Annotated in this window: 23 protein-coding genes; 13 read left to right on the forward strand and 10 right to left on the reverse strand. The window is 68.8% G+C overall.

Features of this window, described 5'->3' with window-relative positions; translation table 11 throughout:
• Nucleotides 1–12: 12 nt before the first annotated feature.
• Entirely contained in the window at nucleotides 13–672 is a 660-nt protein-coding gene (locus tag P0Y41_RS11785; RefSeq protein ID WP_284061527.1) for an endonuclease dU, read from the reverse strand.
• 30 nt (nucleotides 673–702) lie between these two features.
• On the reverse strand, nucleotides 703–879 hold the full coding sequence (locus tag P0Y41_RS11790) for a DUF5786 family protein (protein WP_284061528.1): 177 nt from the start codon (nucleotides 877–879) through the stop codon (nucleotides 703–705).
• 213 nt (nucleotides 880–1,092) lie between these two features.
• Between P0Y41_RS11790 and P0Y41_RS11795 the strand changes: the two genes are divergently transcribed.
• Nucleotides 1,093–1,719, forward strand: coding sequence for an MBL fold metallo-hydrolase (locus tag P0Y41_RS11795; protein WP_284061529.1), 627 nt, complete (start codon nucleotides 1,093–1,095; stop codon nucleotides 1,717–1,719).
• 88 nt (nucleotides 1,720–1,807) lie between these two features.
• Here the strand turns inward: P0Y41_RS11795 and P0Y41_RS11800 are convergent, their stop codons facing one another.
• Together P0Y41_RS11800 and P0Y41_RS11805 are read right to left on the reverse strand one after the other, a co-directional pair.
• Nucleotides 1,808–1,957 carry a 50S ribosomal protein L40e gene (locus P0Y41_RS11800; RefSeq protein ID WP_159668974.1) on the reverse strand — a complete coding sequence of 50 codons (150 nt, stop codon included), beginning with the start codon at nucleotides 1,955–1,957 and terminating at the stop codon, nucleotides 1,808–1,810.
• Nucleotides 1,958–2,119: 162 nt separating this feature from the next.
• Complete coding sequence (locus P0Y41_RS11805; RefSeq protein WP_284061530.1) at nucleotides 2,120–2,386, reverse strand: thioredoxin family protein; 267 nt, start codon at nucleotides 2,384–2,386, stop codon at nucleotides 2,120–2,122.
• A 163-nt stretch (nucleotides 2,387–2,549) separates the two neighbouring features.
• Here P0Y41_RS11805 and P0Y41_RS11810 point away from each other — a divergent pair, with 163 nt between their 5' ends.
• The 4 genes from P0Y41_RS11810 to pheA all read left to right on the forward strand — a co-directional run bounded on the left by P0Y41_RS11810 (nucleotide 2,550) and on the right by pheA (nucleotide 4,695).
• Nucleotides 2,550–2,711 (forward strand): preprotein translocase subunit Sec61beta, encoded by a 162-nt coding sequence (locus P0Y41_RS11810; RefSeq protein WP_073306607.1) that lies wholly within the window; start codon nucleotides 2,550–2,552, stop codon nucleotides 2,709–2,711.
• Nucleotides 2,712–2,821: 110 nt separating this feature from the next.
• On the forward strand, nucleotides 2,822–3,445 hold the full coding sequence (gene pdxT / locus P0Y41_RS11815; protein ID WP_284061531.1) for a pyridoxal 5'-phosphate synthase glutaminase subunit PdxT: 624 nt from the start codon (nucleotides 2,822–2,824) through the stop codon (nucleotides 3,443–3,445).
• The gene (gene hisE, locus P0Y41_RS11820; RefSeq protein WP_390215289.1) at nucleotides 3,442–3,783 is read left to right on the forward strand and encodes a phosphoribosyl-ATP diphosphatase; all 342 of its coding nucleotides are present in this window, start codon (nucleotides 3,442–3,444) and stop codon (nucleotides 3,781–3,783) included. Before pdxT ends, hisE begins: the two co-directional genes overlap by 4 nt.
• Before the next feature lie 90 nt (nucleotides 3,784–3,873).
• On the forward strand, nucleotides 3,874–4,695 hold the full coding sequence (pheA, locus tag P0Y41_RS11825) for a prephenate dehydratase (RefSeq protein WP_284061532.1): 822 nt from the start codon (nucleotides 3,874–3,876) through the stop codon (nucleotides 4,693–4,695).
• Nucleotides 4,696–4,923: 228 nt separating this feature from the next.
• Here the strand turns inward: pheA and hisH are convergent, their stop codons facing one another.
• On the reverse strand, nucleotides 4,924–5,568 hold the full coding sequence (gene hisH, locus P0Y41_RS11830; protein WP_284061533.1) for an imidazole glycerol phosphate synthase subunit HisH: 645 nt from the start codon (nucleotides 5,566–5,568) through the stop codon (nucleotides 4,924–4,926).
• 155 nt (nucleotides 5,569–5,723) lie between these two features.
• Here hisH and P0Y41_RS11835 point away from each other — a divergent pair, with 155 nt between their 5' ends.
• Together P0Y41_RS11835 and P0Y41_RS11840 are read left to right on the forward strand one after the other, a co-directional pair.
• Nucleotides 5,724–6,182 (forward strand): Hsp20/alpha crystallin family protein, encoded by a 459-nt coding sequence (locus tag P0Y41_RS11835; RefSeq protein WP_284061534.1) that lies wholly within the window; start codon nucleotides 5,724–5,726, stop codon nucleotides 6,180–6,182.
• Between the two features lie 261 nt (nucleotides 6,183–6,443).
• Nucleotides 6,444–6,920: a hypothetical protein gene (locus P0Y41_RS11840; protein ID WP_284061535.1), complete on the forward strand. Its 477-nt coding sequence runs from the start codon at nucleotides 6,444–6,446 to the stop codon at nucleotides 6,918–6,920.
• Nucleotides 6,921–6,959: 39 nt separating this feature from the next.
• On the opposite strand, the gene leuS is transcribed toward P0Y41_RS11840, so the two are convergent.
• Entirely contained in the window at nucleotides 6,960–9,635 is a 2,676-nt protein-coding gene (gene leuS / locus P0Y41_RS11845) for a leucine--tRNA ligase (protein ID WP_284061536.1), read from the reverse strand.
• Between the two features lie 131 nt (nucleotides 9,636–9,766).
• Here leuS and P0Y41_RS11850 point away from each other — a divergent pair, with 131 nt between their 5' ends.
• Complete coding sequence (locus tag P0Y41_RS11850) at nucleotides 9,767–10,006, forward strand: DUF7535 family protein (RefSeq protein ID WP_284061537.1); 240 nt, start codon at nucleotides 9,767–9,769, stop codon at nucleotides 10,004–10,006.
• Nucleotides 10,007–10,016: 10 nt separating this feature from the next.
• Here P0Y41_RS11850 and P0Y41_RS11855 read toward each other — a convergent pair whose 3' ends face one another.
• Entirely contained in the window at nucleotides 10,017–11,009 is a 993-nt protein-coding gene (locus tag P0Y41_RS11855) for an ornithine cyclodeaminase family protein (protein ID WP_284061538.1), read from the reverse strand.
• Nucleotides 11,010–11,268: 259 nt separating this feature from the next.
• On the opposite strand from P0Y41_RS11855, the gene P0Y41_RS11860 reads away from it, so the two are divergent.
• Together P0Y41_RS11860 and P0Y41_RS11865 are read left to right on the forward strand one after the other, a co-directional pair.
• On the forward strand, nucleotides 11,269–11,580 hold the full coding sequence (locus P0Y41_RS11860; protein ID WP_284061539.1) for a hypothetical protein: 312 nt from the start codon (nucleotides 11,269–11,271) through the stop codon (nucleotides 11,578–11,580).
• Nucleotides 11,581–11,731: 151 nt separating this feature from the next.
• Nucleotides 11,732–12,247: a hypothetical protein gene (locus tag P0Y41_RS11865; protein ID WP_284061540.1), complete on the forward strand. Its 516-nt coding sequence runs from the start codon at nucleotides 11,732–11,734 to the stop codon at nucleotides 12,245–12,247.
• 125 nt (nucleotides 12,248–12,372) lie between these two features.
• Here the strand turns inward: P0Y41_RS11865 and thsB are convergent, their stop codons facing one another.
• The 3 genes from thsB to P0Y41_RS11880 form a co-directional block, all read right to left on the reverse strand.
• Nucleotides 12,373–14,016, reverse strand: coding sequence for a thermosome subunit beta (thsB, locus tag P0Y41_RS11870; RefSeq protein ID WP_284063412.1), 1,644 nt, complete (start codon nucleotides 14,014–14,016; stop codon nucleotides 12,373–12,375).
• A 233-nt stretch (nucleotides 14,017–14,249) separates the two neighbouring features.
• Entirely contained in the window at nucleotides 14,250–14,669 is a 420-nt protein-coding gene (locus P0Y41_RS11875; RefSeq protein WP_284061541.1) for a DUF7383 domain-containing protein, read from the reverse strand.
• Nucleotides 14,670–14,724: 55 nt separating this feature from the next.
• Nucleotides 14,725–14,901 (reverse strand): hypothetical protein, encoded by a 177-nt coding sequence (locus tag P0Y41_RS11880; protein ID WP_284061542.1) that lies wholly within the window; start codon nucleotides 14,899–14,901, stop codon nucleotides 14,725–14,727.
• Nucleotides 14,902–14,986: 85 nt separating this feature from the next.
• Between P0Y41_RS11880 and P0Y41_RS11885 the strand changes: the two genes are divergently transcribed.
• The 3 genes from P0Y41_RS11885 (at nucleotide 14,987) to uvrA (ending at nucleotide 21,055) form a co-directional block, all read left to right on the forward strand.
• Nucleotides 14,987–17,431: a penicillin acylase family protein gene (locus P0Y41_RS11885; protein ID WP_284061543.1), complete on the forward strand. Its 2,445-nt coding sequence runs from the start codon at nucleotides 14,987–14,989 to the stop codon at nucleotides 17,429–17,431.
• Nucleotides 17,428–17,754, forward strand: a complete 327-nt coding sequence (locus tag P0Y41_RS11890) for a hypothetical protein (protein WP_284061544.1) — start codon at nucleotides 17,428–17,430, stop codon at nucleotides 17,752–17,754. Before P0Y41_RS11885 ends, P0Y41_RS11890 begins: the two co-directional genes overlap by 4 nt.
• Before the next feature lie 280 nt (nucleotides 17,755–18,034).
• Nucleotides 18,035–21,055: an excinuclease ABC subunit UvrA gene (gene uvrA, locus P0Y41_RS11895; protein ID WP_284061545.1), complete on the forward strand. Its 3,021-nt coding sequence runs from the start codon at nucleotides 18,035–18,037 to the stop codon at nucleotides 21,053–21,055.
• Nucleotides 21,056–21,117 lie beyond the last annotated feature (62 nt).

The raw sequence follows: 21,117 nt of genomic DNA on the forward strand, positions 1-21,117 counted from the left end.
CGACACCGGTCCCTAGAGGCTGTCGTCCGGCGACTCCGTCGCTGGGCTCGGTCCGGCTCCGCCCCGCCGCGCAACGTAGGACCGGCCGGCGCGCGCCGCGAGCCGCGCCACCCGAAGCGGTTCCGGACGACCCTGCCCGTCCGGGGTGTGCGCGGCGACGACCCGCTCGGCCGTCACGGCGTCGACGCCGACGGCTCGGAGCCACAGGTCGGACTCGTCGGGGTCACCTCCGCCGCCCCCGTCGCCGCCGAGGGACAGCGGTCGCCGCTCGGGGAGCGAGTCGTAGACGGCCAGTCGACGCCTGCGCGCCTCGCCGTCGAAGTGCTCGCGGAGGTGGGGCGCGAGGCCGTCGCTCGCCTCGAACGAGACGGCGGTGACGGGCCGATCGGTGGCCTCGTACACGCGCCGGCAGTCGATCACGTTGAACCACGCCGGGGCGACGCCCGCCAGCAGGACGTGTCGCGCGTCGGGTCGGTCGAGTCGCCGGAGGCAGTCGACGACGGCGGCCGTCGCGTCGACGCCGCCCACGGTACACGTCGAAAACGACAGCCCGTCGACCACGCGGTCGGTGCGGACGACCGCGGCCGCGACCGTCGCGCGGGCCGGCGGGTCGTCGTCCGACCGACCGTCCGCCGAGACGGCGACGCCGACCGCGCGCGTTCCGGAGGTCACGGCGTGTGCGATGTCGTCCGGCGGCGGTCGTCAGTCCTTGATCTCCTCGAGCTTGTCGAGGAGTTCGTCGTTCGAGGCTTCGAACTCGAACTCGACGTCGCCGTCGTGGTCGGTGTCGCCGTCGCCGGCGCCGACGGTGTCCTGATCGAGATCCGAATCGAGCGTCTGGTTCTCCTGTTCGGATTCATCGTAACTTCCGAAGCCCATACCGTGCGTACCTAGCCAGTACCGACAAAAATAGTTAGGGGTGCCGCGGCGGCGGACACGGGCCGCCGCAGCCCGAGACCGCCTGAAGCGGCCCGAGACGACACGAAGCGGCCGGAGCTGGACTGACGTGGTCGGCGTCGACGCCGGCACCGCATGTGTCGCTTTGCTGCCGCGGCAGGTCGGCTTTTACGCGCGGCACCCAAGTCCTCGGACATGGACGCGGTCAACCTCACGGCCGAGGCCGAGGAGTTCACCTGCAACGCCTACTTCGTCGACGGCGCGGTGCCGACGCTCATCGACGCGGGGACGATGCCGGGTGTCGTCGACGTGCTGGCCGAGTACACCGACGAACTGGACCGGGTGGTACTCACTCACCAACACCACGATCACGTGGGCGAGTTGGACGCGGTGCTCGACGCGTTCGACGCCGACCTGTACGCGCACGGAGACCACCCACGGCGGGATCACGCGCTCGGGGACGGCGACCAGGTCGCGATCGGCGACGAGACGGCCGAGGTGGTGTACACGCCCGGCCACGCCGCAGACCACGTCTCGCTGGTCGCAGAGACCGCGCTGTTCGGCGGCGACGTGGTCGTGTACAACGACGGCGCGTTCGACGACGGCTCCTTCGGCCGGACGGACATGGCGGGACAGTCGCGAGAACGACTCATCGGGAGCCTCCGGGACCTGCTCGACCGACTTCCGGACACCGTCGAGTCGCTGTACGCGGGCCACGGCGACGCGTTCCACGCCGACCCCGCCGGCGACTCCGTGCGCGACGTGATCGAGCGGGCGCTCGCCCGCGCCGAGCGTCGGGAGCCGAAGTACCCCGAGGAGTGAGACGGCGGCTGCCGCGGTCGCTGGGGGCACTGAAGAACGAGTAGATCGGGTCGAAACCGGCGGCGGGTGTGGTACCCGTCGGTCGCGATCAGGCGGTGCGCGGTTCCTTCGCCTTGGGGCGGAGGTTCCCGTAGCCGCACTTGCGACAGTTATCCGCGCGCTTGGGGTTGCGAGCGTTGCACCGCATGCAGACGAGCTTGTCGAGCGTACGGCGCTCGGCCGCCTCGAAGTTTGCCATACGTGTGGGAAGCGGCCGCTCCCGTGTTAACGGTTGCGAGTCGGATCGCCGTCGAGTGACGACTGGGCGTCGTCCAGGCGGCAAACGTGAACCGCGGGTCAGTAGGTCGATCAGTCAGTCGCCTCGATCGCCAATCGGTCGCCTCGAATTCGGGGCTCGCGCTTACGCGCCGGCCTGCGCGAGCGCCTCCTCGAGGTCCTCGCGCTGGGTGACGCCGACGAAGCGGTCGACGACGCCGTCGTCGTTCTCGACGATGAGGGTCGGAAGCGAGCGCACCTGATACTGGTTCGCGATCTCCTGCTCCTCCTCGACGTCGACCTTCTCGAAGCTCACGTCGGGGTAATCCTCCTCGAGATCGTCGAGGATCGGGTCCTGAGTCTTACAGGGGCCACACCAGTCCGCGTAGAAGTCTTTGAGTCGGACGCTCATACCGACCGACCGTTGCGACGGGCCGCGCATAAGGATTACTCACCGGCGGTTGGGTTCTCTCGATCGCACCCGCCCGATCGGTGCCCGACCGGCTCACCCGTCGCACTCGCCCCGCTCGTCGGCGGTCGAAAGGCTTAGGCCGACCACTCGCCATCAGTGGCGTATGAGCAGCGGACAAAACAGCGGCGGCCTGATGTCCAGTGCGGGGCTCGTCCGCTATTTCGACGCGGAGGACCGCAACGCGATCCGGATCGACCCGAAGACCGTCGTCGCCTTCGGGCTCCTCTTCGGCATTCTCGTGTTGATCCTCGGGTTCGCGTTCTGACAGCGGCCGGCCGTCGCCCCGGGGCACGGGGCATCGCCCGAACGTCGCCCCTGGACACGGGGCATCGCCCGAACGACAGCTTTTCACTCGCAGCCCGTCGATTCTCTCCCATGAATGCGGGCGTTATCGCCGTTCAAGGCGACGTCTCCGAGCACGCCGACGCGGTCCGCCGTGCGGCCGCAAGCCACGGCGTCGAGGTGGACGTCATCGAGATCCGTGAGGCCGGGGTCGTGCCCGACTGCGACGTGTTGCTCATGCCAGGCGGGGAGTCGACCACCATCTCGCGACTGCTGTCCGAGGAGGGAATCGACGAGGAGATCCGAGCGCACGTCGCCGCCGACAAACCGTTGCTCGCGACGTGCGCGGGGCTCATCGTCGCCTCCAGCGACGCGAACGACGAGCGCGTGGCGACGCTTGATGTGCTCGACGTGAGCGTCGACCGGAACGCGTTCGGTCGGCAGGCGGACTCCTTCGAGGCTCCGCTTTCGGTCACGGGGCTCGACGATCCGTTCCCGGCGGTGTTCATTCGCGCCCCCGTCATCGACGAGGTGGGTGAAGGCGTCGAGGTGCTCGCCGAGTGGGACGGCGACCCCGTCGCAGTCAAGCAGGGTTCGGTGGTCGCCACGTCGTTCCATCCCGAGTTGACGGCCGACTCACGGGTCCACGATCTGGCGTTCTTCCGACAAGCGCACGCGGCGACCCCGGTGGACGCCGACGCGGAGGTCGACGCGTGAGCGACGACGCCGCGGCCGGTGACGGCGGCGAGCCGGAATCGGAGACGGTCACCGACGAGGAGGTGCTCGACGCGCTGTTCGCGACGATCGAGGACCGCAAGCAGCGGCTCCCTGAAGGGTCCTACACCGCCTCGCTGTTTACCCACGAAAAGGGCGAGAACGCGGTGTTGGAGAAGATCGGCGAGGAGGCGACTGAGGCGATTCTCGCGGCGAAAGACGACGACACCGAGGAACTGACAGCAGAGGCGGCCGATCTCGTCTACCACCTACTCGTGTTGTTCGCACAGAAGGATCTCGACGTGGCGGACCTGCAGGCGGAGCTGCGCGACCGCTTCTGACGGCCGGGCTCCGACCGGCCGGGATCGTCGACGTGTGGAAGTTCTGACGCACCCGGAGTCCTTATCGGGGTCGACGGCGCACGGCGAGGTATGCAGGCAGTCACGCTCGGCCCCGCCGGCACGTACTCTCACCGCGCCGCCCGGGCCGTCGCCGACGACGTCGCCTTCCGAGAGTCGGTCACGGCCATCGTCGAGGCCGTCGCCGACGGCGAGTACGACCGCGGGGTCGTCCCCGTCGAAAACAGCATCGAGGGAAGCGTCACCGAGAGCCTCGACGCGCTCACCGAGGCCGACGTGGCGGTCGTGCGCGAGATCGTCACCCCGATCCGCCACGCGCTGCTGGCGCAAGCGGAGACGTTCGACGTGGTCGCCTCCCACTCCCAGGCGCTGGCACAGTGTCGCGACTACTTGGAGCGCGAATATCCCGACGCTCGGCGGGAGGCCGTCGCCTCGACGGCCCGCGGCGTCGAGCGCGCCCGCGAGGACCCGACGGTCGCCGGCATCGGACACCCCGCGAACGCCGCGGCCGACGACGGCGGCGTCGACCTGCGGGTGCTCGCCGAGGACATTCAAGACCAGTCGTCGAACGCGACGCGGTTCCTTGTCGTCGCCGGCGACGACGAACGGACCGAGGCCGGCGGCAAGACCTCGGTCGTCGTCTACCCCAGCGCGAACTACCCCGGGCTGCTGCTGGAGCTCCTCGAAGCGTTCGCCGACCGAGACGTGAACCTCTCGCGTATCGAATCGCGCCCGAGCGGCGAGCGCCTCGGGGATTACCTGTTCCACATCGACTTCGAGGCCGGCCTCTACGAGGAGCGCGCGCAGGCGGCGCTCGCCGACGTCGAGGGCCTCGTCGGCGACGGCTGGATCCGCGTCCTCGGCTCGTACGACACCGAGCACGTGGTGTACTGACCGCCGGCGAACCGTTCCGGCAGGATCGCTCCGGCTGGCGAACAGGCGACGCCCCACGTCCGCGCCCCGACGCCGGCGTCGCGCACCCGCTGCCCGCCGGGGACCGTGCTCACCGCACGGCGGCTCTGGCCGCGGCCTCGGATTTCAACGTTCGCGAGAAAGGGGTCCGTCGCGGTCGTCAGCGTGTCAGCGGACCGCCGGGTCGCCGGCGCTGGCCCGAACGCCCCGTCACTCGGCGGCTGCGACCTCGCCGGCGTGGTACGCCTCCGCGTACTCGACGAAGTTGCTCAGGATCTGCAGGCCGGTCTCGCCGCTCTTCTCGGGGTGGAACTGCGTGCCGATCACGTTGCCCGCCTCGTTGGCAGCCACGGCCGCGAAGCGCCGGCCGTACTCGCAGGAGGCGATGGTGCGCTCGGTCACGTCCGCGCAGTACGAGTGGACGAAGTAGGCGTAGTCCCCCGCCTCGATCCCGTCCATGATCGGGTGGTCGCGCTCGGGCGTGAGCTCGTTCCAGCCCATGTGCGGCACCTTCACCGACCCAGAGAGGCGCTCGACGCGCCCCGGAATGAGGCCGAGCCCCTCGACGGTCTCGCCCTCGGGTGCGCCCTCGGTGCTCTCCTCGTACATGAGCTGGAGCCCGACGCAGACGCCCAGGATCGGCGTGTCCTCGGCTTTCGCTATCAGCACGTCGTGAAACGGCTCGGAGTTGTTCACGCATTCTTGAAACGCGCCGACGCCCGGAAGCACGAGCGCCTCCGCGTCGCGGATCGCGTCGGGGTCGTCGGAGACCACCACGTCCGCGCCGGCCCGTTCGAGCCCGCGGCGGAGGCTCCGGAGGTTACCCACGCCGTAATCGATGACGGTGACGTTCATATCCGATCTGCGGGACGGGCGGTGAAAACCGTTACCCGTCGCCGCCCGCGTCCGTAGCGTACCGCCGAGACCGAGTATCGAGGCGTGAAGCGGGCTACCACGCGTCCAGCGGTGTTTAATACCTGACGAGGTGTTCTCTGTATCGGTGATATTCCATGAGTAACATGACTCCCTTCGACGACATGAACCGGATGTTCGACCGTATGTCCCGCAACGTCGGGCGGATGGACTGGGGCGACCTCCACGGGATGCGACGCTCGGGCATCGACATCGACGTGGCCGAGTACGACGACGAGATCGCGGTGATGGCCGATCTTCCGGGGTTCGATCGCGAACACATCGACCTGACCGTCCGCGACGGCGTGCTCTCGATCCGCGCCGAGCGCGAGGTGCGTCGCGACGAGGGCGACGTCGCCGGCGACACCGGCGCGTACCTGCGCCGCGAGCGACGCGCCGAGTCGCTGCACCGCTCGATAACTCTCCCCGCTGAGGTCCGCGAGGAACACGCGAGCGCGACCTACTCGAACGGCGTGCTCACCGTTACCCTCCCCAAGATGTCCGTCGGCGAGGACGTCGACGAGGGCCACCACATCGACGTGAACGAATCGGACTGAGTTCACACCGATAGCGCCGCACGGGGCACCACGGCCAGTGCTCGGTCGCCCGCTTCTCGGTTCTTCTCGCCTGTCCTCGTCTTCTGTTTCTCCCGGGTCGTCTTCCCCGTTCATCTCCCGGGTCGTCTTCCCCGTTCCCCGGTTGCCCGTCCCCGTTCCTGGTTGTCCATTCCGCCTGCCAACTCCCGGTTTCGGTAAACTGCGGTCAGGCCGCTCCGACCGGCCGGTACCGACTTGAGCGTGCCAACCGTCGCCTCGACCGTGTCCACTGAACGCCGACCCGGAACCGTCCGCGACCGCGCCGTCGCGGGCGCCGCGTACGCGCTCGCGGCCGTCCACCTCGGGGTCTCGTTCGGTGGACTCGCCGCGTTCCTCGACGCGCCCGGCTGGACCGGCGGGTTCGCGGGACTCGTCGACGGTGCCCTGCTCGTCGCCGCGGTCGGCCTCGCGGGGCTTGCCGGCGCCTGGCGAGGCGGGCTGCCGGCGACGCCGACCGAGCGCGCCCGCCGCGTCGAACTTGCTGGCGGGCTGGTCGTGTTTCCGGGTGCGTGGGTCGCGCTGCTCGTCGCGTTCGTTCCCCGGAGTGTCCTCGCGGGCGTCCCGTTTGATCTCCTCCCGCTGGCGGCCAACGCCCTGCCGGCGCTGGCGGTGCTCGTCGTCGTGTACGGGTTCGGTCCGTTCGCGGCCGGCGAGGACGCCCGCCGCGACGTGGATCTGAACTGGAACGACCGGAACTGACGGCGGGACCTGGCGCCGACGCGGACCGCGCGCCGCCGACTACTCCGCGATGTCGATGGCGGGACGGCCCGGCTCGGCCTTGTTCGCGACGGCGTCGTCGGCGTCGTCGGCCGAACGGACGTAAACCGGAGCCTCGAACTCGCGCTCGATGAGCCAGGCGGCGGCCTCTAACGCCTCGTGCTCGCGGTCGGGCGCCAGCGCGGGCCGAAGCGCCTCGCGCTCGGCTTGCAGATCCTTCGCGTAGTCGGAGGCGGCCGACCCGTGTCGCTGGATGTCCGGGTTCTGCATCAGCTCTCCGACGAGGTTCGGCGCGTCGCTGTCGATGGCGATCGCCAGCGCCTCGTGTTTCCACTCGGGCGCGACGACCACGTCGACGCGCTCGGGGTCCTCGATCCCCGCCACGTCGACGATGTTGCGTACGTCCTCGCGGGTGTTCTCGACGAGTTGTCGGCGTCTGCTCGCCTCGTCGGTGTCCACGTCGGCGGTCGGCCAGTCGGCGTCGACCAGCAGCCCCCCGTCATCGGCCAGTTCGGCGTACAGTTCCTCGGTCAGGTGCGGCGCGACCGGCGCCAGCAGCTTCAGCGCGGCCGTCACCCCGCGCTCGAAGGTTGGCGCGTGTACCTCGTCGACGTACGCGCGGTAGCTGCGCAGCGTGCCGACCAACTGCTGCGCCTCCCGCGTTGCCAGGTCGAAGCCCAACTCGTCGAAGTTCTCGGTGGCGAGGGCGACGGCGGCGTCGACCTCCGAGCGGACGTACCGCGCGGCGTCCGCGTCGTCGCCGTCGGGATCGGCGTCGGCGAACGAGCGCACCGTCTCGGCCAACCGAGCCAGGAACCGGTGGGTCGACTTGACGCCCTCCTCGGACCAGTCGAACGCGGTGTCGGGCCGGGCGGCCTGCATCATGAACAGCCGCGCCGTGTCGGCGCCGTACTCGTCGACGATGCGCTGCGGGGAGACGGTGTTGCCCTTCGACTTGGACATCTTCTCGCCTTCCAACTGGACCATGCCCTGTCCCAACAGGTTCGTGAACGGTTCGCGGTGCTCCAGCATGTCCATGTCCGCGATGGCTTTCGTGGCGAACCGCGCGTACAGCAGGTGCATCACCGCGTGCTCCAGCCCGCCGACGTACTGGTCGACGGGCATCCAGTCGTTCGTGCGGCCCACGTCGAAGGGAGCGTCGTTCAGATCCGGCGAGACGTACCGCAGGAAGTACCACGAGGAGTCGACGAACGTGTCCATCGTGTCCGTCTCGCGGACGGCGTCGGCGCCGCAGTCCGGGCAGGTCGTGTGTTTCCACTCGGTGGCGGCGTCCAGCGGGTTCCCGGTCGTGTTGATGAACTCCGGCAGCTCGACCGGCAGGTCCCCCTCGGGAACCATGACGGGGCCGCAGTCGTCGCAGTGGATCACCGGGATCGGCGTCCCCCAGTAGCGCTGGCGGGAGATCAGCCAGTCGCGCAGGCGGTACTGCGTGTGGAACGCCGCGGAGTCGATGTCGGCGGTCAGTTCCTCCCGCGCCTCCGCGCTGGGCAGGCCGTCGTATTCACCGCTGTTGACCAACACGCCGTCTTCGGTGGAGGCGCCCTCGCTCACGTCGGGCGCTTCGGGATCGGCATCGTCGGTGTCGCCGTCCTCGCCCTCCTCCGGCTCGGGGGCGATGACGGGCGTGATCTCGACGCCCATGCGCTCGGCGAACGCGTGGTCGCGCTCGTCGTGGCCGGGGACGCCCATCAGCGCGCCCGTGCCAACGTCCGAGAGGACGAAGTCGGCGACGAAGACGGGCACCTCCTGGCCGGTTGCGGGGTTGGTGGCGGTCAGGCCCGTCTCGACGCCGTTCGGCTCGTCGCCGTCGGGGTCGGCGACCTCCTCGACGAAGTGGGCGACCTCGTCGTCCTCGGCGGCCAGTTCCTCCGAAATCGGGTGGTCCGGGGCCAGCGCGAAGAACGTCGCGCCGTGGATAGTGTCCAGTCGGGTCGTGAACGCTTCTACGGGTCCGTGGCCCTCGACGTCGAACTCGACGCGAGAGCCCTCCTGCTTCCCGATCCAGTTGCGCTGCATCTCGCGGACGCTGTCGGGCCACCCCTCCAGGTCGTCGATGGCCGAGAGCAGTTCGTCGGCGTACTCGGTGATCCCCAGCGTCCACTGGTCCAGTTCCCGCTGTTCGACCAGCGTGTCACACCGCCAGCAGTGCTCGTCCTCGCCCTCGACCTGTTCGTCGGCCAACACGGTCTCACAGGAGGGGCACCAGTTCACCTCGGCGGCGCGGCGCTCGACCAGTCCTTCCTCGTGGAACTGCTGGAACAGCCACTGGTTCCACTTGTAGTACTCCGGTTCGCAGGTGGTGATCTCGCGCTCCCAGTCGTAGCCGAACCCCATCGACTCCATCTGCCCGCGCATGGTGTCGATGCAGTCCATCGTCCAGTCGCGCGGGTTCGAGTCGCGCTCCTTGGCGGCGTTCTCGGCGGGCAGACCGAACGAGTCCCAGCCCATGGGGTGGAGCACGTCGTCGCCCTGCATCCGGCGGAAGCGAGCGTACGCGTCCGTGATCGTGTAGTTGCGGACGTGACCCATGTGGAGCTTCCCCGACGGGTACGGGAACATCCCAAGCACGTACGTCGGGTCATCGGCGTCGTCCGGTGTCCGGTAGGCGTCGGCCTCCGCCCACGCCTCCTGCCAGCGTCGCTCGACCGCCGTGTGGTCGTAACCCTCCTCGGACATTTCTTATCTGTCCGTTCGGCCGCTTCGACCCCTATACCTTTCCATCGAACACGGCGGGTGTTGCCAACACGGCACACGGTCGAGGAGTCGGCGGCACAACGCGTATCCTGTCAGCCGACGTAGGTGGGGACATGAGCACGGAGATCGACACTCAAGACGACGACGCCGGGCTGGTGAAGACCGTGTACCGGACGGTCACACCCGGCTACGACTCGCACTCGGACGACGGGATGAACGCCATCGGCTGGGCGATGTTCCTCGGGCTGCTCGTGATCCTGTTCCCGCTGCTCCCGTTCGTCGCCCTCGTCTGGGGCGTGACCAAGCTGATCGAGGTGATCGCCGGCGAGGACGAGGCCGGCGGGGACGAATGAGCGGCGTGCGTTACTCCGCCAGCCCGAGCAGGTCGAACGCGTAGCCGTTGTCGCGCTCGTTCGCGTGCTCGTACACGACGTGCGCGGCGGCGACGTCCTGGATCGCGAGGCCGGTCGAGTCGAAGACGGTGATCCCGTCGTCGGCCGTCCGACCCTCCCGCTCGCCGACGACGATCTCGCCGATCTGGCCGTAGATGTCGTCGTCGCCGAGGACGCCCGCAGCGTAGGGGACGTTGATCTCGCCGGAGTGAGTCGTCTGCTCGTAATCGTCGATGACGAGTTTCGCGTCGAGCAACACCTCGTCGGCGAGTTCGTGTTTCCCCTCGGCGTCGGCGCCCATCGCGTTCACGTGGGTGTGCTCGCCGACCGCGTCGCGGGAGACGATCGGCTCCTCGACGGGGGTGACCGTCGAGAGCACGTCGCACGTCGCCGCCTCCTCGATGGAGCCGGCGCGCACGTCGAACTGGTCCTGGAACGCGTCGATGAATCGGGCGACCCGCTCCTCGGAGAGGTCGGAGACGACGACCTCCTCGATGTCGCGGACGGTCGAGATGGCCTCCAGTTGGGTGTACGACTGGACGCCGGCGCCGACGATCCCCAGCGACGAGGCGTCAGCGACCGCGAGGTGGTCGGTGGCGACGGCGGCGGCCGCGCCGGTGCGCTTCATCGTGAGTTCGGTGCCGTCGAGGATCGCCAGCGGGAAGGCGTTCTTCGGGTCCGAGTAGATCATCGTCCCCATGACCGTCGGGAGGTCGTACTGCTCCTCGTTGTCGGTGTGGACGTTGACCCACTTGACGCCCGCCGCGTCCCACTCGCCGGCGTCGAGATACGCGGGCATCGACCGGAAGTCGCCGTTGTACTCGGGGAGGTCGATGTAGCTCTTGGGCGGCATCTGCGCGTCGCCGCGCTGATAGGCGGCGAACGCGTCCTCGATGGCGGGCACGAGCTCGTCCATCGCGGCGTTCTCGTGCACGTCGTCGCTGTTGAGCAGCAGCGTCTTCATAGTCGCAAGAATTGCGTGGGCCGATTAGAAGCCACCGGTACGGCGTCGCGGTCGGCGGGAGACCGCGCGTGAGTCGGGTCGCGACGGCGCGGTCGGTCTGCGACCGGCGTCCCGGCCGACTCGACTCCGAACCGGGTCGGTGTCGGCGGCGGATCGGATTAAGTCGGTTTAATCGGGCTTATCAAGCGTCGAAACGCCCGAATTCGGCTTTCGGGTCTTCACCCCTCTTTACCCCGGAGGCCACACGGACGAGTGCAACATGAGCCGAATCAAACTCGCCGCGATCGCACTCGCGGCCCTGCTCGCAGTGACTGGTGTCGCCGCCGCGGCCCCGGGGAACGCCCCCGCGGACGCGGGCTCGAACGATGGTGCGGTCGGCCAGGCCGGGCCGCCCTCGGAGCTCCCCGACCCCGTCCCGGACTTCGTGAGTGACATCCACGACCAGATCCGCTCGTTCATCGACGGTAACGTCGAGAACCTTGGCGAGGCGGTCTCGGGAATCGCCGGCGGAGACTCGGCTGACGCCGACGGCGACACGGCCGACGTCGACGGGAGCGACGCCGACGCGTAACGCGCGGTGTCGTCCGCCGACGTGCCGCCCGCCCGCTGACACGTTTGGCCCTCACGCGGATCGCCCCGGTTTTCTCCGACGTCCGGTCGCACAGACGACCGTGTGTGTCTCCAGAAGGCACTTTCCGAGGCGCGTCGTACGACGGAGCGTCATGCCCTCCAGATCGACGCCGCTGATGGCCCTTCTCGTCGTCGTGATCGTCACGGCCGGCTGCCTCGGGGGTCCGGCACCGGGGACGGAGCCGACCACAGACGAGACGCCGACGGCCACCGCGACGCCCACGCCGACAGCGTCGCCGACGCCGCCCGACAAGACGCCGACGTACACGCCGCCCGGGACGGAGTACGCCTCCGAACAGCCGGACGCCAGCCACTCCATCACTGTGGAGAACGAGTGGAATCAGAGCGTGCGGATCAACGTGACGGTCGTTCGCGAGGCGACCAACGAGACCGTGCACGAGGGAAGTTATGACGTCGCCGCGGGCGGGGAGCAGGCCATCTACGACACCGCCGAGGCGGACCCCGACGGGATCGAACGGTTCACCGTCGAGGCGACCGCGCTGAACGCGACTGAGTCGGTCACGATCGAGACGTCGAAGTGCCACGGCAACGTGTACGTCGAGATCACGGCCGACGGGGAGCTGTACCCGTACTACGCGATCTGCTGACGCGCTCCGGCGTCGCTACCGATGGAACCGTCGCTCCTCGGTCGCGACGTCGAAAGAAGTCGATAGTTTGGTCGAAGGCGAGACGACGGTCGGCTGGCGGCGAGTGAGGTTGGCTGTGGCCTGTCTCACATCGCGCCGCCCATGCCGCCCATACCGCCCATGCCGCCCATACCGCCGCCGGGCGCGCCGCCCTCCTCGTCGTCGTTACCGCCGGTGGACAGGTCGCCCGCGGCGATGATGTCGTCGATTTTGAGGACGAGGTTCGCGGCCTCGGTGGCGCTGGAGAGCGCCTGCTCCTTGGCGTGGGCCGTCTCGACGACGCCCGCGTCGAAGGTGTCCTCGATGTCGCTGGAGAACACGTTCAGGCCGGCCGTCTCGTCGCCCGCCTCGTGAGCGGCGCGAAGGTCGACCAGCGTGTCGATGGAGTCGAGCCCGGCGTTCTCGGCGAGCACGCGCGGGACCAGCTCCAGCGAGTCGGCGAACGCCTCGACGGCGAGCTGCTCGCGGCCCTCGACGGAGTCGGCGAAGTCGCGGAGGCGGGAGGCCAGTTCGACCTCGATGGCGCCGCCGCCGGCGACGATGCGGCCGTCCGAGACGGCCGTGGAGACGACGTCGAGCGCGTCCTGGACGCCGCGCTCCAGCTCGTCGACGACGTGGTCGGTCGAGCCGCGCAGCAGCAGCGTGACGCCGTGGGCGTCGGCGCCGCCCTCGACGTAGAACAGCTCGTCGGCGTCGTCACGCGACACCGAGCCGTGACCGAGGTCGGCCGCGGTCGCGGAGTCGAGGTCGGAGACGATGTTGCCGCCGAGGATGTTCTTGAGGAAGCCGAGGTCGGACTTCTTCACGCGGCGAGCCGCGAGGATGCCCTCCTTCGCGAGGTAGTGCTGGGCGAGGTCGTCGACGCCCTTCTGACAGAAGACGACGTTCGCGCCCGTCTCCTTGATCTGCTGGACCTTCTCCTTGAGCTGGTCCTCCTCTTGGTCGAGGAACTGCTGGAGCTGGTCGGGCGAGTCGATGGACACCTGCGTGTCCACGTCGGCCTCCTCGACTTCGATGGGGTCGTTGAGCAGGAGGACGTTCGCGTCCTCGACCGCCGAGGGCATGTCGTCGTGGAGCGGATCCTTGTCGACGACTGCGCCCTGCAGAAGCTCGGATTCGCCGGCCGAGCGGCCGGTCTGAGTCTCCATCGAGATGTTCTCCAGATCGACGACGTGAGAGCCGTCGTCGGCCTCGACGGTGACCTGCTTGACGGCGCGGTAGATGAGGTCGGCGAGGACCTCCTTCTCGAGCTCTGCGCCCTTGCCGGTCATGGAGGTCTCGGCGACCTTCGTGATCAGCTCCTCGTCGTCGGGGTCGACGGCGGTCGCGATGTCGTCGACCTCGGCGCGGGCCTGCTCGCTCGCGAGGTGGAAGCCCTTGATGATCGCGGTCGGGTGGATCTCCTGTTCGAGGAGGTCCTCGGCGTTCTTGAGGAGTTCGCCCGCGATCGCGACGGCCGTCGTCGTCCCGTCGCCGGCCTCGTCCTCCTGAGTCTCGGCGACCTCGACGATCATCTCGGCCGTCGGGTTGTCGATGTCCATCGTCTGGAGGATGGTGACGCCGTCGTTCGTGATGGTTACATCGCCCATCGAGTCGACGAGCATCTTGTCCATTCCTTTCGGGCCGAGCGTCGAACGAACGGCCTCGGCGACGGCACGCGCCGCGGAGATGTTGTATTCTTGCGCGTCTTTGTCCTTCACTCGCTGAGAGTCCTCACCCATAATGATCATGGGCTGACCCTGCATTCGTCGCTGGCTCATGTACAGGAGTGAATGAGGTTGTGATTCTACATAAAGCCTTGGGTCTCGTGTGGTTGCGGTTCACCGGGGTCGCGACCGGGCGGTTTGAAGAAAACGCAGTACAGCAACGCCATCACGGGTGTTAACTGGTGACAATATCCACGAGAAATCCGACCGACCAAACCCGACACGAAGGCCTGTTTATATACACGCTGCGCCGCCCGCTACTCGTCGACTGGCCCCTTCGACCGGAACCCGTCGACGGCCGCTTTCCAGTGTACGCGGACCGTCCCGACGGCGAAGGCGTCGTCGGTGTCCGTGTCGCGCGCGACCGCCAGCGTGTTCGTCCCCTCGCGGAGGTCGACACCGGTCACGGTGTCACTCCACAGTTGCCACCCCTCGTTCGGCGGGATGTCGAACCCGGTGAGGGGGTCTCCGTTCACGAGTACCTCGTGACCGTACTCGGCGACGTCGAACGCCTGAATCTCCAGGTACGCTTCGCGGGGGTCGTCGGTCGACACCTCGAACTCGTGGTCGTCGGTTCGGTCCCCGGCGTCGTCGGCCCAGTCGAGATCCAACGCTGACTCAGTCGCCGAAAGCTGCGCGCCGAGGTAGACGGTGGCGTACGTCGCGCGTTCGGTCATCACGTCGAGTTGGTGACCGTGCGGCAAAAAGGCGGTTCTTCGCGCAGCCTCGCGGTCACTCCGCTTCCTGCGGCGGCGCGGACAGCAGATCGGAGCCGGTGTCCTCTGGAGGATACTCCGGAAGCGCGTCGTCGGCGTCGAGCGTCTCGATCTCTCGCTGTGTGAGCTCCTGTTCCAGCTGCTCGAGCTTCTTGCGCCCCTGCCGTTCGCGTCCGCGCTTCGTGTCTGGCATTGACAACCGTGACAACTACACCCATGGTTATGAATCTTTCCGCCGTTGCGCAAGAACTTATACTGGCACACGCTCGTGGTCGGTCATGACCGAACGTTCAGGCGAGCCGACGAGGCGCGCCCTGCTTGCGGCCGTCGCCGGCGGCGCCGTCGGCGGCGGGTTCCTCGGGCCGGTTCGCGGGTACCTCTCCGCGTTCGCGCCGCTCTCGGGCGGAGCGTGGGAGGCGGCCGACGACGATCCGCCCGCACGAGTCGAAAGCCCGCACGGCGAGGCGACGCTCCGGTACGACGACGACGCGGTCCCGCGGGTCGCGGCCGACGACGAGGACGCCCTCGCGTTCGCGGCCGGGTACGCACACGGCGCGGATCGACTGTTCCAGATGGACCTCCAGCGGCGCCAGATGCGGGGGCAGCTCTCTGCGGTCGTCGGGGAGGCGACGCTCGACTCCGACCGGTTCCACGTCAGAATGGACTTCGCGGCCGCGGCCGACGCGACGTGGGACCTCGTCGCCGACACGGAGGTGGCCTCGCAGGTCGAGGCGTACTGCGAGGGCGTGAACCGCGCTCGCGACGACCTTCCACTCCCAGTCGAGTTCGAACTGCTCGACTACGAACCCGCTCCGTGGACGCCGTCCGACGTGATGCTCGCCGAGAAGCAGATCGCGTGGGCGCTCACGGGGAGCTTCCGAACCCTCCGCAGGGAGACGCTCCGCGCGGAGTTGGGTCCGGAGGCGGCGGAGACGCTCATGCCGAACCGCCTCGACCACGACGCGGCGATCCTCGGACACACGGGGGCGACTGACGACTGGGACGTCCCGTCGGGCGCCGCCGCCCGATCGCCGCCGCCCGACGGAGGCGACGACGCCTCGCGGGCGGCCCTGGCGACCGACCCGTCGCTGGACGGCTTTCTCGCCGAGAACGAGCCGGCCCCGTGGATCGGCTCGAACTCCTGGGCCGTCGCCGGCGAACACACCGCAAGCGGCGACCCCGTGATGGCCAACGACCCGCATCTGACGCTGATGGCCCCGCCGGTGTGGTACGAGCAGGTGCTTCGGCACCCGGAGTACCAGGTCCGCGGGGTCACCTTCCCGGGGGTTCCCTTCGTGGTCATCGGCGAGAACGACCGCGGCGCGTGGGGGTTCACAAACGCCGGCTGCGACGTGATCGATCTCTACGAGTACGAGACCCGCGCCGACGGCGCCGAGTATCGCCACGGCGAGCGCTGGCGCTCGTTCGACGTCGAACGGCGCACCATCGAGGTCGCCGACGCGTCCGACGAGGAGATCGCGGTGAAGAAATCTGTACACGGGGCGGTGCTGGGTGCGAACGCCGGCGGCGACGCGTTTCGGGACGAGGTCGGCGTCGCGTGGACCGGCCTCTCTGCGACGCGGACGACGAACGCGATCCTCGCGCTGAACCGATCCCGGGGCGGCGACGACGTCGACGAGGCCCTCCGCCAGTTCGACGAACCAGCGCAGTGCTTCGTCTATGCGGGGCGAGACGGGTCGGTCCGCTACCGCGTAACGGGGCAGGTGCCCATCCGTCGGACCGACGGCGAGGTGGTGCCTGGAACGCGCGTCTTCGACGGCTCCGCCCGCGAGGGCGAGTGGGCGGGCTACACGCCGTACGGGGAGTCGTCGTGGGAGGGGTTCATCCCCTACGACGAGATGCCACACGACGACTCGCCGGCGTACGTCGGCACGGCGAACCAACGGATCGTCGACGACGCACAGTACCCGTACTACCTCGCGACGGACTACAGCGAGCCGTTCCGCGGGATCCGGCTGTGGAACCGCCTCGACGCGCTCGTCGACGGCGGCACCGTGACTCCCGGGGACATGCGCGACCTCCAGCGCGACGTCCGCGACGGCCGGGTAGACCACTACCGCGAGGTCCTAGAGGAGGCGCGGAGCGAACTCTCTGGGGGGGCTCGCGACGAGCTCGACACGGTTCTCGACTGGGATGGCGAGGCCGCTCGGGACGCTCGCGCACCGCTGCTGTTCGTCCACTTCCTCGACGCGTACGAGGGTCGGTTCGTCGCCGACGCCCTCGACGATCTCGACGGCCGGCGCGACGCGTCGGCGTACGCTCCGAACCAGTGGGTACTCGCGACGCTCGGCGACGAGTGGTTCGACGGCGGGCGTGCGGCCGCCGCGGCGGACGCCTTCGAGAAGGCGCTCGGGCGGATCGAGTCCGAGGGGTGGGAGCTGTACCGCGACTACAACCGCACCCGGATCGATCACCCGTTCGACCAGTCGTTCCTCAACTACCCGCGCTACCCGACCGACGGCTCGGCGGCGACGCTGTTCAACTTCCGCGTTGAGGCCGGCGCGGGCAGCAGCTGGCGACAGGTCTGTCCGCAAGACGGCGAGACCTCGCGGTGTATCCTGCCCGGCGGCAACGACGGGAACGTCTACAGTGACAGCTACGACGACCAGCTGTCCCTCTGGGCGAACGGCGAGCTCAAGCCCATGGACCGGGCCATGCGCGGTGACCTCACAGTGCGGTTCGCCGGAGGTGACGACGAGTGACCGCCGCTGGCGACCGTCGGACCCGGTGGGTCGCGACGGCGCTGGCAGTGGGCGTCGGACTCGGTCTCGCCTCGGCCCACTGGCTCGGGCTGGTCGCGGGCGCGGCGCTAGTCGCGCTCCCACAGCGGACGACTGTCCGGGGTGTCGCCGCCGGCGTCGCGTTCGGCCTGCTCTCGCTCGCCGTCGCGGTCGGACACCTGGCGCTCGTTGGGCCCGACGCCATCGCGGTCGCAACCGAGATGACGGCGCCCGTTACCGTCGCTGTCGGGACCGCCCTCGTCGGCGGCGCGGTCGGCGGCCTCGTGCGCGGCTTGGTTGGCTGACAGGCGGTCCCCGCACAACCGTCCATCGGGGACGGACCGCGCGCACTCGCGGCTCCCGCCGTTCGCATCGAGGCCTCTGTCCGTCGGCCTCGCACGCCTCGATCCCCGACGTCCCTGGTCAGGTCACACGACGACTGGTCCCGTTCCCGTATTTGAACCCTCGGGAGCACCGTGGGGGCCGGATGACGCGCCCGTTAAGTGGTTCCGACCCCAGGTCGGTCGTAATGAGTGGCAGAGCCGTGCGTCACCGACTCACCTCCCGATCGCGGGGTGGCCTGTAGTGCCCAAGGAGTTCATCGAGGTCCGCGGCGCCGAGGAGAACAACCTCAAGGACCTGGACGTGGAGATCCCCCGCGAGCAGTTCACCGTCGTCACCGGCCTCTCGGGGTCGGGCAAGTCGTCGCTCGCGTTCGACACCGTCTACGCCGAGGGTCAGCGGCGGTACATCGAGTCGCTGTCGGCGTACGCCCGGAACTTCCTCGGGCAGATGGACAAGCCGCAGGTCGAGAGCGTCGAGGGACTCTCGCCGGCGATCTCCATCGATCAGAAGAACGCCGCGAACAACCCGCGCTCGACCGTGGGGACGGTGACGGAGCTCCACGACTACCTGCGGCTGCTGTACGCTCGGGTCGGCCACCCCCACTGCCCCGAGTGCGGCCGCGAGGTAGGCGAGCAGTCGGCCCAGCAGATGGCCCGTCGGGTGTTCGAGTTGCCGGAGGGAACTCGCGCGAAGATCGCCGCGCCGGTCGTTCGCGACCAGAAAGGCGCCTTCGAGGACCTGTTCGACGAGCTCGTCGCCGACGGCTACTCGCGCGTCGAGGTCGACGGCGAGCAGTTCGACCTCTCGCTGGATCGCCCCCAGTTGGACGAGAACTACGATCACACGATCGACGTGATCGTCGACCGCGTGAAGGTCCGCGAGGAGGACCGCTCGCGCATCACCGACTCGGTCGAGACCGCGCTCGAGGAGGCCGAGGGCACGCTGAAGCTGATCCTCCCGAACCCGCCCGAGGAAGGCGATCTCGGTCTCGGCGGCAACGAGTCGCGGTCGACGGGGGACCTCGCGGGCGACGGGGACGACCGCCTCGTCGTGGAGTTCTCCGAGGACCTCGCGTGTACCCACTGCGGCATCGACTTCTCGGAGATCGAGACGCGCTCGTTCTCGTTCAACTCCCCCCACGGGGCCTGTCCCGAGTGCGAGGGGATCGGCTCGACCAAGGAGGTCGACGAGGACCTCGTCGTCACGGACCCGAGCCAGCCGATCAAACACGTGTTCGAGCCGTGGAGCTACAACCGCTCGTACTACCGAACCCGCCTCGACAACGTCGCCGACCACTTCGGCGTCGGCGTGGAGACGCCGTTCGAGGACCTGTCCGAGGCCGAGCGGCGCCAGTTCCTCTACGGCACCGACGAGGAGGTCGAGTTCGAACAGCAGACGAAGAACGGGGTCCGCCGAAAGACCCAGCGCTTCGAGGGCGTCATACCGAACCTGGAGCGACGCCACGTCGAGACCGACTCAGACCGGACGCGCGAGCACATCGAGGAGTTCATGGCCGTCACCACCTGCCCCGAGTGCGAGGGGACGCGTCTGAAGCCCCAGTCGCGGTCCGTCTACGTCGACGGCACGTCGATCACCGACGTGAACGAGCTGTCGATCGGCGACGCGCTCGACCACTTCGAGGGGATGGAGGAGACGATGACAGAGCGCGAGCGCACCATCGCCACGGAGATCCTCAAGGAGATCCGCGCGCGCCTCGGCTTCATGGAGGAGGTCGGCCTTGAGTACCTCACGCTCGACCGCGAGGCGTCGACGCTCTCGGGCGGCGAGAGCCAGCGGATTCGGCTGGCGACGCAGGTCGGCTCCGGACTCGTGGGCGTCCTCTACGTCCTTGACGAGCCATCCATCGGCCTCCACCAGCGCGACAACGACCGGCTGCTCGACACGCTGGAGGGGCTGCGCGATCTCGGAAACACGCTGCTCGTCGTCGAGCACGACGAGGCGACGATGCGCCGGGCCGACAACATCATCGACATCGGACCCGGCCCGGGCAAGCGCGGCGGCGAGATCGTCGCTCAGGGCGACTTCGACGACATCGTCGAGACCGACGAGTCGGTGACGGGCGACTACCTCGCCGGTCGCGAGGTCGTCGACGTGCCGAGCGACCGCCGCGAGCGCGACGCCGCGCTCACGATCGAGGGCGCGCGCCAGCACAACCTCAAGGACGTGGACGTGGACATCCCGGTCGGGCTGTTCACCGCCATCACCGGCGTCTCCGGCTCCGGGAAGTCGACCCTGATGCACGACGTGCTGTACAAGGGGCTCGCCCGAGAGATGAACGACAACACCGAGGTCGACCCCGGCGAGCACGACCGGATCGCGGGGATGGACAACATCGAGGGCGTGCGCCTCATCGACCAGTCGCCCATCGGCCGCACGCCGCGGTCGAACCCCGCGACGTACACCGACGTGTTCGACTACATCCGCGAACTGTTCGCGGAGACGAAACTCGCCAACCAACGCGGCTACGCCAAGGGGCGGTTCTCGTTCAACGTCAAGGGCGGTCGATGCGAGGAGTGCGGCGGGCAGGGGACCGTCAAGATCGAGATGAACTTCCTGTCGGACGTGCACGTCCCCTGCGAGGAGTGCGGTGGCGCTCGCTACAACGACGAGACGCTCGACGTGACGTACAAGGGGAAGACGATCGCCGACGTGCTCGACATGAGCGTCGAGGAGGCGTACGACTTCTTCCAGTCCCACTCCGGCCTCGAACGCCGCCTCGGTCTCCTGAAGGACGTGGGGCTCGACTACATGCGGCTCGGTCAGCCCTCCACCACGCTCTCGGGCGGGGAGGCCCAGCGCGTGAAGCTCGCCGAGGAACTCGGGAAGAAGGACGCCGGCGACACCCTCTACCTGCTCGACGAGCCGACGACCGGCCTGCACAAGGCCGACGAGCGCAAGCTCATCGACGTGCTCCACCGGCTCACGACGAAGGGGAACACGGTCGTCGTCATCGAGCACGAACTCGATCTGGTGAAGAACGCCGACCACATCGTCGATCTGGGTCCCGAGGGAGGCGACGGCGGGGGCGAGGTCGTCGCCGAGGGAACGCCCGAAGACGTCGCGCGGATCGAGGAATCCCACACCGGTCGGTACCTCCGCGACTACCTCCCGAAGGTGGACGCCGAGGGGCCACGCAGCGACCGTCGGATGCCCGCGCTCGCGGCCGACGCGACCGACGTGGACGGCGAGGAGGGAGCCGACCAGGGCGAAGCGGTCGAGGCGCCCGCGACCGACGACTGAGTCGGGCGTTCGACCCATTTCCTTCGCCGCCGGAGCTTTTGTCGCCGCGCCGCGAACGGCGA

Origin of the sequence: Halobaculum halobium, assembly GCF_030127145.1 — an archaeon.
Taxonomy (GTDB): Archaea; Halobacteriota; Halobacteria; order Halobacteriales; family Haloferacaceae; genus Halobaculum; species Halobaculum halobium.